General features: G+C 72.9%; 10 protein-coding genes. 4 read left to right on the forward strand and 6 right to left on the reverse strand.

Going from position 1 to position 11,626, the window contains the following annotated elements; all coding sequences use genetic code 11:
• The first annotated feature begins 178 nt into the window (after positions 1-178).
• The 4 genes from WME76_RS44765 to WME76_RS44780 all read left to right on the forward strand — a co-directional run bounded on the left by WME76_RS44765 (position 179) and on the right by WME76_RS44780 (position 4,500).
• Complete coding sequence (locus WME76_RS44765) at positions 179-619, forward strand: hypothetical protein (RefSeq protein ID WP_437962333.1); 441 nt, start codon at positions 179-181, stop codon at positions 617-619.
• A gap of 18 nt (positions 620-637) precedes the next feature.
• Positions 638-967: a hypothetical protein gene (locus WME76_RS44770; RefSeq protein ID WP_437962334.1), complete on the forward strand. Its 330-nt coding sequence runs from the start codon at positions 638-640 to the stop codon at positions 965-967.
• A 156-nt stretch (positions 968-1,123) separates the two neighbouring features.
• Positions 1,124-1,492 (forward strand): molecular chaperone DnaJ, encoded by a 369-nt coding sequence (locus tag WME76_RS44775; RefSeq protein WP_437962335.1) that lies wholly within the window; start codon positions 1,124-1,126, stop codon positions 1,490-1,492.
• A gap of 560 nt (positions 1,493-2,052) precedes the next feature.
• On the forward strand, positions 2,053-4,500 hold the full coding sequence (locus WME76_RS44780) for a cellulose binding domain-containing protein (protein ID WP_437962336.1): 2,448 nt from the start codon (positions 2,053-2,055) through the stop codon (positions 4,498-4,500).
• 90 nt (positions 4,501-4,590) lie between these two features.
• On the opposite strand, the gene WME76_RS44785 is transcribed toward WME76_RS44780, so the two are convergent.
• From WME76_RS44785 to WME76_RS44810, 6 genes are all read right to left on the reverse strand, one after another.
• The gene (locus tag WME76_RS44785; protein WP_437962337.1) at positions 4,591-5,580 is read right to left on the reverse strand and encodes a rhamnogalacturonan acetylesterase; all 990 of its coding nucleotides are present in this window, start codon (positions 5,578-5,580) and stop codon (positions 4,591-4,593) included.
• Between the two features lie 511 nt (positions 5,581-6,091).
• A complete protein-coding gene (locus WME76_RS44790) occupies positions 6,092-7,243 on the reverse strand; it encodes a hypothetical protein (RefSeq protein ID WP_437962338.1) in 1,152 nt (383 codons plus the stop codon).
• Positions 7,240-8,421, reverse strand: coding sequence for a tetratricopeptide repeat protein (locus tag WME76_RS44795; RefSeq protein ID WP_437962339.1), 1,182 nt, complete (start codon positions 8,419-8,421; stop codon positions 7,240-7,242). The genes WME76_RS44790 and WME76_RS44795 overlap by 4 nt, the downstream gene beginning before the upstream one ends.
• A complete protein-coding gene (locus WME76_RS44800; RefSeq protein ID WP_437962340.1) occupies positions 8,418-9,056 on the reverse strand; it encodes an RNA polymerase sigma factor in 639 nt (212 codons plus the stop codon). Before WME76_RS44800 ends, WME76_RS44795 begins: the two co-directional genes overlap by 4 nt.
• Before the next feature lie 58 nt (positions 9,057-9,114).
• Positions 9,115-10,344 (reverse strand): arabinan endo-1,5-alpha-L-arabinosidase, encoded by a 1,230-nt coding sequence (locus tag WME76_RS44805; RefSeq protein WP_437962341.1) that lies wholly within the window; start codon positions 10,342-10,344, stop codon positions 9,115-9,117.
• A 287-nt stretch (positions 10,345-10,631) separates the two neighbouring features.
• Positions 10,632-11,552: a hypothetical protein gene (locus WME76_RS44810; protein WP_437962342.1), complete on the reverse strand. Its 921-nt coding sequence runs from the start codon at positions 11,550-11,552 to the stop codon at positions 10,632-10,634.
• Between the last annotated feature and the right edge of the window lie 74 nt (positions 11,553-11,626).

Below are 11,626 nucleotides of genomic sequence, written 5' to 3' on the forward strand. Positions count from 1 at the left end.
TGTGGGCGAGCCGTCAACAGCAGCGCACAGCGGGACCATTACCCCTGACCGAGCGCGTTCCTCCGAGCTCCACGGGAGGCGCAGGCGGCCCTCGTCGACGCAACCCACCACTCCGTCAGGAGATCTCCAGATGAAATCCGAACGCGCACTCCAGCACGCAAGCTCTGCCATCGTTCTCATGTCCGTCGCCCTCTCCTCGACGGGGTGCTTCTCGCTGCTCACCGCCGTGGCCGCTTCCGACGAAGCCAAGGCGCGGGAAGCGCAGGAAGCGCAGAAGGAGAAGAAGGAAGCTCCCCCGATCCCCGCGCCCGGCAAGATTCACGACGAGGCGCTCGCGCAGCAGCTCGTGGACAAGATGAAGTCCAAGGGGACCATCACGGCCGCCAAGGTGATCTTCTCCGACGACGAGTGGCGGATCGAGCGCAACGAGAACAGCGGGATCGTGACGGGCCGCGTGGCGAACGCCACCGTGATCTACAAGAAACAAGACGGCAAGTGCACCCAGGACCCGTCGGTGCTGCGCCAGGAGTTCGTCGGCAATGAGTTCGTCGGCCCTGGCGAGTGGGCCCTGATGATGACCGACAAGTACGAGATCCCGTGTGAGAAGGGCGGCCTGTAGCGCGGTGCTCGGACGAGCGTGGTCCGCGCTCCCGGCGGCGGCGCGGGCCGCGCGGTGAGCACCCCGCTCGACATCGATTGCACCTCGCTCTGCTCGGCCGCGTTCCCGACGCGCAGCGAGGTGTTCCTCCTGGCCTCGTCGGCGGGCCACGACGTCGCGTTCACCGGCTGCGACAGCGTCCTCGGCAACGCCTGCTTCGTCACGATGATGGGCGCGAGGTCGGTGACGGTGAAGTTCGTGCCGAACAATCCGAGCGGCTGCCGCAGTTCGTGCCTCGACCTCTGCCAGGAGGACGGCCAGCTCACGCCGGGTCGGCGCGCCCCGTCATGCAACGCCGAGCGCCTGTAGCCGCGGCTGGCTTCCTCGCCCGCTCGGCGGGCGCCCGGCCCCGTGCGCCGCGTCCGCCGTGCCGACGCGACGCTTCGCCTGGCACCCGAAGGCGCGAGGCGCGAGGCGCGCGAGAGAAATCCTGCACGCGTGGGGGAAATACAGTACACCCCACGGATGGTAGAGACGTGCGGGATCTGCGGCGGCGACGGTCGCATCGCCAACTCGTTTGGAAACACGACCACGTGCCCGAGCTGTCACGGCTCCGGGCGGCGGTCCGACGAGGGAGGCCTCCGCGACGTCACCAAGACGAAGGCCTCGCACCACCGCCCGACGAACGTGGCCGCCGTCGTCGAGAAGCAGACGTGGCCCGCGACCCTCGAAGGTGGCCAGCTCGCGAACGAGGTGAAGGCCAGCGCGACCGTCTCCAACGAGACGAAGGCGAAGCTGACGCGCGAGATCATCGAGCACGAGGGCAGCCACGGCAAGTGCACGCAAACCTTCATCAAGAAGATCCGCAAGCAGATCCGCCCGCCGACGACCTGACCCCCGGCGCGGATCGCGGGTGCAGGAGCAGGTCGAGCCCCCGCTGACGTCAGGCGTCGCGCAGGACGCCGGCAGCCAGGCGCGCCGGCGGCGCTCGCAGGGGCACCCACTGGACATTTGTCCACATGCTGTGGATTTCTTGTGGGTGGCTCGCGCCTCCAGGTCACCTCAACCGTGGGCTGCCCGCCGCCCGGTCCGGCTCTCCGGGAGGAATCCACGGCTCCGGAGCAGACCAGGCAGCGCCACGGATGCCGGTGGGCGAGCACGGCCGCTCGACGTCCAGGGGATGTCGGGACATCGGTGGTGGCGTGGGTCTCATGAACACCCGCGGTCATCGCGAGGATCACGCGTTCTCGTGCGCAGCAAAAACTCCGATCTACCGAGAAGCGCACAGCCTTCTGGAATTCTGGTGATTGGTTCCGGGCTGCCCGGGCATCTTGAAGGTCATTGACGGATCCTCCGTCGCCGGGAACAGGCGGCCGAGGAGCCGCTGGCTTTGGGGACCTGGTTTTCTTCTCGCGGATCGCCTCGTGCGCCGCGTGCCTTGAAAGGATCTTTCCATGCGAGCTTGCTTGTCGGCAGCAACGGCCACCGCCCTCGTGCTCCTCGGCGCGTGCGTCCTGGAGGACGCTCACGAGCCTCAAGGAGAGCTCGAGCAACAAGAAGACTGGGATCAGCCGCTGACGGGCGACGGGCTGACCGCGACGCTGGCGTATGCGTCGGACTGGGGGAACGGGTACTGCGCCGATGTGACGATCGAGAACACGGGGCCGGCCGACACCGCGACGTGGCGCGTGGTCCTCACCATGAACGGCTCCTCCGTGACGAACGCCTGGAACGCCAGCACGACCACGAGCGGATCGCAGCTCATCGCCACCCCCGCCGCCCACAACGCGGCCCTGGCCCGTGGTGCCTCGACGAAGTTCGGGTTCTGCGCCAACGCGAGCGGCCCCTCGCAGCGCCCTGCGCTCGCCAGCGTGACAGCGGGCGGCTCGGGCAGCAGCAGCTCCAGCGCCAGCAGCAGCGCCAGCAGCAGCAGCAGCTCCAGCAGCAGCTCCAGCGCCAGCAGCAGCTCCAGCAGCAGTGGTGCGGGCGGTAGCGGCGGCGCCAGCAGCAGCAGCAGCAGCAGCGGCGCGGGGGGCTCCGGCGGCGCTGGCGGCAGCGGCGGCGCGGGCGGCAGCGGCGGCGCCGCCCCGAGCGGGCACTTCCAGATGGAGGACCTCGATCGCGGGGTGGTCGCCGTCAAGGTGGCGGGCGGCGTCTACGTTGGCTGGAGGATGTTCGGTTACGAGTACGACCCCGCGAACCCGAGCGCGATCTCGTACGACGTGTACCGCAACGGGAGCCGCATCGCGAACGTCACCAACAGCACGAATTACCTCGACGCCTCCGGCACGACCTCGTCGACCTACACGATCAGGGCGGTCGTGGGCGGCGTCGCCCAGGCGGCCTCGCCCGCCGCGGCCACCTGGGGCCAGAACTACCTGCGCATCCCCCTCTCGGCGCCCGCAGGCGGGACGACACCCGCGAAATGCGACAACGCGGGAGAGAGGTACTCGTACGAGGCCAATGACGCCAGCGCCGGAGACCTCGACGGCGACGGACAGTACGAGATCGTCCTCAAGTGGGATCCCTCGAACGCCAAGGACAACTCCCAGGCCGGCTGCACCGGGCCCGTGGTCCTCGACGCCTACGAGCTCGACGGGCGCAGGCTCTGGCGCATCGACCTCGGGAGGAACATCCGGGCCGGCGCGCACTACACGCAGTTCGTCGTCTACGACTTCGACGGCAACGGGAGCGCGGAGGTCGCGGTGAAGACCGCTCCGGGCACGCGGGACGGGACGGGCGCAGCCCTGAGCAAGGGCCCGGCGGCCTCCGACGACGACGCGGCAGACCACCGGAACGCCGCGGGCTACGTGCTCAGCGGGCCCGAGTACCTGACCGTGTTCGGCGGGAGCAACGGCGCGGAGCTCGCCACCGTCGCCTTCGACGTGGCGCGAGGGACCGTGTCCTCGTGGGGAGACAACTACGGCAACCGCGTCGATCGGTTCCTCGCGAGCGCAGGGTTCGTGAGCGACCTCGGGAGAGGCCAGGACGCGAGCGGCAGGCCGGCGATCCTGATGGCCCGCGGCTACTACACGCGCGCCACGATCACCGCCTGGGGGTTCCGCGACGGCAGCCTCACCCAGATATGGAAGGCCGACAGCAACGCGAACACCGCGTACACGGGGCAGGGCGCCCACTCCATGGCGGTGGCGGACGTCGACGGCGACGGCGCCCAGGAGGTGATCTACGGGGCCTCCACGATCGACAGCAACGGAACCCGGAAGTGCTCGACCAACTTCGGGCACGGCGACGCGCTGCACGTGAGCGACTTCGTCCTGTCGCGCCCGGGGCTCGAGGTGTTCATGCCCCACGAGGACGGCAGCAAGCCGACCTACGATATCCACGACGCGAACACCTGCGCCGTCCTCTGGCAGGGGCCGGTCACCGGGGCCGACACCGGGCGCGGCGTGGCGGCCGACGTGCTCGCGAGCAGCCCGGGCGCCGAGATGTGGACCAACTCCACGGGAGGGCTGCTGTCCACCACCACCGGAGCGCGCGTCGGGGCCCAGCCCGCGTCGGCCAACTTCCTGATCTGGTGGGACGCGGACGAGCTGCGCGAGCTGCAGGACAAGACGTCGATCACGAAGTACGGCGGCAGCTCGCTGCTGAGCTGCAGCCAGTGCGCCTCGAACAACGGGACCAAGTCGACGCCGGCGCTCACGGCCGACCTGCTCGGCGACTGGCGCGAGGAGATCGTGTGGCGCGAGTCCGACAGCTCGGCGCTGCGGATCTACACGACGACGAACGTGACGACGCGGCGGATCTACACGCTCATGCACGATCCGCAGTACCGCATGCAGATCACCTCGGAGCAGACCGCATACAACCAGCCGCCCCACCCGAGCTTCCACATCGGCGGCGGGATGGCGGCGCCCCCGAGGCCGGACATCCACGTGCGGTGACGCAGGCCGCGCAAGGCGGGCAGGTCGCCCCGCGCGAGGCCGCGGCGCGGCCCGCCCGCCAGCGCAGGAGGGCATCCCCCCCGGGCGCCCTCACTTCCGGTACTGCGCGAGCAGCAGGCCGGCGTCCGCGGTGCCGTCGGCCACGAAGCCCGCCATGACGCGGGCGCCGGTCTCCTGGAAATGGGTGCCGTCGACCGAGCCGTCCGCCCGGATGAGGAAGAAGTCCTCGCCCGCCGCCACGCAGCCGATCGAGCGCAGGTGGGCGAGCGTCATCTCGTTGAGATCGATGACGGGCACGTCCAGCTCGCCTCCGAGCTCCCGCATCGCCTGCGAATGCGCGGCCAGGCCGTTGCCGAACTCGTGGCTGTCCCCGGTGCAGGAGCGCCGCGGGGGCGCGGTGACCAGCACCGGGATCGCGTCGTGCGCCTGCGCGCCCTCGATGTACTCGGTGAGGTACGATTTGAAGTCCGTCGCCGGGTCCAGGTAGTAAGGAATCGCCGCGCCGTCGTGCTCGTACGTCGCGTTCCTGTTGCTGTCGTTGGTGCCGAACTGGACGAGCAGGTAATCCCCGCTCTGGATGTCGTCGAGGATGTCGGCCAGGCGGTCCTCGTCGATGAAGCGGCGCGCGGTCCGGCCGCCGATGGCCCGGTTCTCGATGCGCACCCGCGCGTCGAAGAACTCTCCCAGAAACTGACCCCAGCCCGCCTGGTGAATGGGGCTGTTCACGTACGTCTGCACCGTCGAGTCGCCGGCGATGTACACCGCGACGTCGGGCAGCTCGGCGCTGCCGCCGCCGCCCGAGCCGCCAGCGGCGCCCGTCGGTCCTCCGGCCGCGCCGCCGCCGGCGCCGCCCTCGCCCGCGCCGCCGGTGCCCGTGACGCTGGCGCCCGTGTCGCCGCCGGTGCCCGTGACGCTGGCGCCCGTGTCGCCGCCGGTGCCCGTGACGCTGGCGCCCGTGTCGCCGCCCGCGCCCGTGACGCTGGCGCCCTCCGCTGCGCCGGCGCCGTGGCCCGCCGCCCCGGCAGCGCCGTCGTCGGCGCTGCATGCGGCCACGAGGACCGCCGAGAGCAGCGCGCGCAACGGAATCGAAGATCTGTCAGACAGAAGGAAGGGTGCGCGAAACATCGTGTCTCTCCTCTCCCCGACGTCGCACGAGGCGCGGCGGAGCGATACGTCAGCCGGTGGAAAAACGCTCTGGCGAGCGCGATCGCGCAGCAGAGCGCCAGAGCGCTGGGTGTAGAACTACCGCATGAACGAACGGGCCACGGTGCGACCGACAGGCCGCTTCGCCCCCCAACGGGCTGCCGGTCTGCCGCGGCACGCGACGCCGCCGGCAGCAGCGGCTTGTTGGGCGGGAGACAGAGAAAGAGAGAGTACACAGGGAGGCGGGGAGGCGGGGAGGCGAGAGAGAGAACAAGGGTGAGATGCGAGAGATGGGGGCCCTCGTTCGCTCCGCATCGACCCGATCCGAAGCAGCCCGTCGCTGAGACTGCTGTTTTGAACAACCGATCCCGGCTCTCGCCTCCCCGCCTCCCCGCCTCCCTGTGAACCTCTCCATATTCCTGTCCTCGAGGGGTGAGGCGCGCGGGCGTCAGAGCTCGATGCCGAGGAGCACGCCGGGCCGGAGCCGGTAGCGCGAGAGGACGGTCTCGGTCCCCTGCTCGAGCGAGAGGTCGTAGCGGACGCGCGCGGGGTCGAGCTCGGCGAAGAGCTCGGCGAACATCCAGAGGTCCCGGCCGAGCGGGAGCCTGGCCACGAGGCCGGCCGCGAGCACGAGCGCGTTCGAGGCGCTCGCCGCGGCAGGGACGAAGCCGGGAGCGCCGTCGCTGCCCGGCCGGGGGGTGGCGTCCACGCGGTCGACGCCCGCGCCGAGCCGCGCGCCGAGCTCGAGCGGCGTCGCGCCCGGGGCGAGGGCGTGGAGCCACGAGGCGTCGGCGCGCAGCGTGATCGTGCGGAGATCGAGGCCGATGCGCGGCTCCTCGTAGCGGCGCTCGAACTGGTACTGGAAGCGCGCGTCGAGGGCGAGCCGGTGCCGCCCCCAGCTCCGGCCGAGCGCGACGCGCACGCCGGGGCCGTGCGTGAGGCCGACCTCGGCCGAGTGCGCAGCGACGCCGTAGAAGGCGCCGAGCTCCAGCGCGCGGCGCGTCGCGGCCGGGACGGCGGGGGCCGCGGCGTCGGGGGGCGGCTCGGGGGCCGGCGCCTGGCGAAGGAGGAGCGCGCGGGCCTGCGCCCGGTCGAGCGAGGAGCGCGCGTCCTCGCGCAGCGACCGGAGCGAGAGCTCCACGACCTGCGCCACGGACTCGCGATCGAGCTCGTCGAAGCGGCCCGAGAGCTCGATCGAGCGCACGAGGAAGCGATCGGCCACGGGATCGGTGAAGTAGAGGGCGGCCCGGCGCGGGTCGCTCAGGTCGATCCAGCACGAGAGGGCCACGCCGGAGACGGCGCGCGTCGCGAAGAGCGCCGTGGCGTCGAAGCGCGGCGCGGCCCGGAAGCGAAGGGTGAAGGCCGAGAGCGCCTGGGATTCGAGCGCCGTCCGGATCGCGCCGAGGTCGCCCTCGGCGCCCGTGAGCACGACCTCCACGACCGGAGCGCCGGGCGACGCGGACGACGGCGCCGCGGCGACGGCGCCGGTCGGCGCGGCCGCCGCCGGGGCGGCGCGGGCGCCGTCGGCCCGCGCGCGCGCCGCGGAGAGCGCGACCGCGGCGGCGAGGCCGACCCAGAGGGGCGCGCGCGTCGCGATCACCCGCCCAGCTCGGCGAGGCGGCGGCGCGCGTGCTCGGCGTACGGCGAGCTCGGGTGCTCGCGGAGCAGGCGCCGCCAGGTCTGCGCCTCGTCGCCGGAGCGCCCGAGCGCCCGCAAGGCGCGCCCGCGGCCGTAGAGGGCCTCGACCGCCAGCGGGCGCGCGCCGGCCACGCCGAGGTACCTGTCGAACTGCGCGAGCGCCGCGGCGGCCGAGCCGCCGTTGAGGAGGAGGCCGCCCAGCGATACGAGGGAGAGGGTGGCCTCGGGCGACCCCGCGAAGCGCTTCTGGAGCGCGCGGTAGAGCTCGATGGCGCGCTGGGTGCTGCCGGCGCGCCGCGCGTCGTTGGCCTCCCGGAAGAGCTGCTCCGCGGTCGAGGCGGCGGTCGAGGACGCGGCCGCGCCTGGCCCGCGCGCGGCCTCCGCGCCTGGCCCGCGCGCGGCCTCGGGCGGCCGCGGAGCGGGCGCCGCGAGCTCCGGCAGCGCCGCTCCGCCGGGCGCCGGCGCGCCGTCCGGCGCGGGAGGCGCGGCCTCGGACGGCGCGGCCGCGGAAGGCGCCGGCGGGCGCGCACGGGACACCACCGCGCGCAGCGACGGCTCCACCCGGCGGGCGCTCGGGCCCGGCGCCGGGCGCTCCACCAGCGCGGTGGCCGCGGCGGCCACCCCGCAGAGGAGCACCGCGGCCGCCGCGTAGAGCCAGGCGCTCCGCCGCCAGCCCGCCTTGTACCGCCCGGCCATGCCGCTCCCGGGCGGGGCGACGTCATCGCCGCGCCGGACGTCGTTGTCGGGTCGCACGGGCGCGCTCTCCGGCCACACCGGCGCGCCCTCCCGCAGCGCCGGCGCGCCCTCCCGCAGCGCCAGCGCGCTCTCCGGCCACACCGGCGCGCCCTCCCGCAGCGCCGGCGTGTCGCCCACGGGCCACACGGGCCTGTCCGTGCGCGGCACGTCGTCCGGCGCGCCTCCGCCCCCGGCCCTGCCGATCGCGACGCTCGCGATGCGCGCGAGGAGCTCCGCGTCGCCGGGCTCCGCCGCGCCCACGGCGTCGAAGTCCTGCGCGAGCACCCAGCTCATCCGGCACGACGCGCACGCGCCCAGGTGGGCGTCGAAGGCGCGCCGGTCCGGCTCCGTCGCGACGCCGCGGCGCACGCGCGTGAGGAGCTCGCTCCGGCAGTCCACGTTCATGGTTCCCTCCCCCGGAAGAGCTCGGCCAGCTTCGCGTTGTTGGCGAGCGCGCGCCGCAGCGCCTCCTTGCCGAGGCGGAGCCGGCTCCAGACGGTGTTCGGAGAGACGCCGGCGAGCCCCGCGATCTCGTCGACCGTGTGGCCGAGCACGAAATGAAGGGCGAGCGCCTCGGCGGTCGCCTCCGGCATCCTGTCGAGCACCTCCAGCACCATCTCGCGCCGCCGGGTCGAGACCACGTGGGCGAACGGCGACGGGCCGCTCTCGTCCGCGGCCGCCTCGACCGGCGCGTCCGGCTCGTCGTAGCGCGCGCGCACGCGGAGGCGCCGGCGCGCGCCGAGCGCGGTCATGAGGGCGACGCGGTTCGCGAAATGGACGACGGTGCACTCCGCGCGGAAGGACGGCAGCGCCTGGAGCAGCGCGAGGACGGCCTCCTGCGTGACGTCCTCGACGTCGGGGTGATGCGGGCCGAGCACCTTCCTCACCGTCCGGAGCATGGCCCCGCCGAGCTCGGTGATGAGGGTGCGGATGGCCGCAGGATCGCGCGCCGCCGCGGCCCGAGCGAGCCCGAGAAGCTCGTCCGCCCTCGCAGGCGCTCCCTCCACCGGCGGCGGGAGGTCGGTCGCGGGCTTTCGCACGTCAGCGACGATGCACGAGGGCAGAAGTCCTGGTCAAGACGCCCCGCCGGATCGCCTGTCACGGCCCTCCGGAGATCGGCCAGCCGCCGCTGTCCCACGCGAGATCCGAGATGCGCAGCGTGGGGGCGCCGTTCGCTTCGGCGTCGTACGCGTGATAGATGTTGTAGGCCCGGTCCTTGGCGAACAGGACCGCGTTGTGCCCGGGCCCTCGCCACCGGGAGCTCCCCTCGACGAGGAGGGTTCCGCCGCCGGACGTCATCGCCTTGCCCTCCCTGTCGACGTACGGGCCGGTGATGCTCGTCGCGCGGCCGACGACGACATTGTAGGTGCTGTCGACCCCGCGACAGCAGGAGTCGAACGAGACGAACAGGTAATAGTAGCCGCAGCGCCGGACGATGAAGGGCGCCTCGAGCGCGCCGCTGGCGTCGGGGCGCGAGGCGAGGGCGTGGAGCTCCCCGTCGGCCCGCTCCCCCGACGCGGTGAGCTTCACCATCTTGATACCTGTCCAGAAGCTCCCGAACACGAGCCACGGCGTGCCCTCCTCATCGAGCGCGACGTTCGGATCGATGGCGTTCCATTCGTCCCGCGTCGCGCCGGTGTTCGAGCAGATGGCGGCGCCGCGGTCCGTCCAGGGCTCTGCCGAGTCGAGCGAGGCCTTCGTCGCGTGCCCGATGCACGAGCGATTGCTGCCGAACGTGGAGGCAGAATAGTAGAGGTGGTAAGCGTCCCCGAAGCGGGAGATATCGGGCGCCCACAGGTCGGTCACGCCCGGCACCCGCTCCGCGAGCCAGGCGGGCCGCGCGTTGAACACCCGACCGGCAGACTGCCAGTCGAGGAGGTCCGAGGACGTCTTCATCGGGAGCCGGTCGCCCGTCTGGAAGAGGTAATAGCGGTCGCCGGCCTGGATGACCGACGGGTCGTGGGTCCCGAGGTCGCCGGACAACCGCAGCGCCCCGGGCGGGCTCGATGGGTCGTGGAGCGCCTCCGCGCACCGGTCGCCGCCCCCGCCCGCGCCGCCGCTCGCTCCCTCGCCACCAGCGCCGCTGCCCCCGGCGCCGCTCCCTCCGGCGCCGCCGCTCCCTCCCTCGCCGCCGGCGCCACCCGTGCCGGTCGTCGCCTCCGCGCTGCTCACGGCGCCGCCGGTGCCCGCGGTGGAGGACGCGCTCGTGCTGGTGGCACCGGTCGTGCCGCCGCCCTGCCCGCCGGCGCCGGGGCCCGCTCCAGGCGTCTCCTCGCCGCAACCCGCGAGCGACGCGACGACGCCGATCAGGAGGCCCCATGTACGCACAGACCCGCACCGTCGCCACGACCGGCAAAGCAGAGGATGCATCGAACCTCCTGGAGATCTCTTGGTCCCGCTTTCCCACGTGGACCGGAGCGCCCGCGATCAATCATGGGTCGCTCGAATTTCGCGCGAGGTTCGGAGCGTTCGCGCCCGGAAAGACTTTTACATCAACACAGGATGCCGCAGATCCACGCGTCGTGAGCTTCCGGGAGGTGTCTTGCCGCCGCCTCGTCCGGCGCCGCGCGCGGGATCTACGTCGCTCTCCGCGCCGCGCGAGATCGGGAGTCCGATCAAGGCGCGGCGCGGCGGGCCTCGTAGAGGTCGGCGACGCCGGTCCGCGTCGATGCGAAATACAGGACGGAGCCGTCCGGTGAGAGGTGCGGATCGGTGTCGCGCTCCCCGGGGAGGCTCACCGGCTCCTCGAGCGGCGCTGCCTCCTCGAACGCCGCTTCGGCGCTTGCCCGCCGTGCCCAGAACAGGTCTCCCCCTCCCGCGCGGCTCGACCGGAACAGGATCTGCTTGCCGTCGTCGAACAGGAACGGGGCGCCCTCGTCGCCTGGGCCGTCCAGCCCGGCGAGCGGGACGAGCGCGGTCCAGTCGTCCTCCGGGCCTTCACGCGATGCGATCGCGAGGTACGTCTCCGCGTCCGCGGGCGTGACGCCGGCCACGACCAGGAGCCCTGGGGGATCGACGTGAGGGCCCATCACCGTGGCGCCCTCGACGGCGAGGGTGCCCACGTGCGCTGGCGTTCCCCACGGGTCGTCCCGGCTGGCGCGCTCGGCGAGCCAGATGCCCTCCGGCTCGCGCCCGCTGTAGAACCAGATCCGGAGCCCATCCCCGGAGACGCAGGGGGTGTCCTCGATGCTCTCGGCCAGGTTGATGCTCTCCACGGCGCGCGGCGCGTCCCAGGGCGAGCCCACCCCTGCCCGCCGCGACGTCCAGATGTCCCGGCTCCCCCCGCGATCGGACATGAAATAGATCTCGAGCAGATCGTCCGTGAGGGTCGGGTCTTCCTCCCTGGAATCGGAGTTGAGCTCGGTCATCGCCGCCGGCGGCTCGAACGTCGGCCGCTCCGGCGCGCTGGCCGCCCCGCCCCCGCCCTGCCCGGGCGCGAACATGCCGATGACGAAGCGCTGATCCCCGCACCCCGCGCCGCCGAGCGCGAGCCAGAGGCCCCACGCCGCGGCGCTCCCGTGGAAACGCCAGCTCATCGATATCCGCTCACGCCCCGGAACCATGGCCCGGATTCACCCCCGTCGACAACTGCAGGACGCCGCGGAGGTGG

Origin of the sequence: Sorangium sp. So ce119 (genome assembly GCF_051524405.1) — a bacterium.
Classification (GTDB): domain Bacteria; phylum Myxococcota_A; class Polyangia; order Polyangiales; family Polyangiaceae; genus Sorangium; species Sorangium cellulosum_G.

Excerpts from the sequence above, each read along its gene's own strand:
- WME76_RS44765 (WP_437962333.1), top strand. The coding sequence starts at position 179 with ATGTCCGTCGCCCTCTCCTCGACGGGGTGCTTCTCGCTGCTCACCGCC.
- WME76_RS44775 (WP_437962335.1), top strand. The coding sequence starts at position 1,124 with ATGGTAGAGACGTGCGGGATCTGCGGCGGCGACGGTCGCATCGCCAAC.
- WME76_RS44780 (WP_437962336.1), top strand. The coding sequence starts at position 2,053 with ATGCGAGCTTGCTTGTCGGCAGCAACGGCCACCGCCCTCGTGCTCCTC.
- WME76_RS44795 (WP_437962339.1), bottom strand. The coding sequence starts at position 8,421 with ATGAACGTGGACTGCCGGAGCGAGCTCCTCACGCGCGTGCGCCGCGGC.
- WME76_RS44810 (WP_437962342.1), bottom strand. The coding sequence starts at position 11,552 with ATGAGCTGGCGTTTCCACGGGAGCGCCGCGGCGTGGGGCCTCTGGCTC.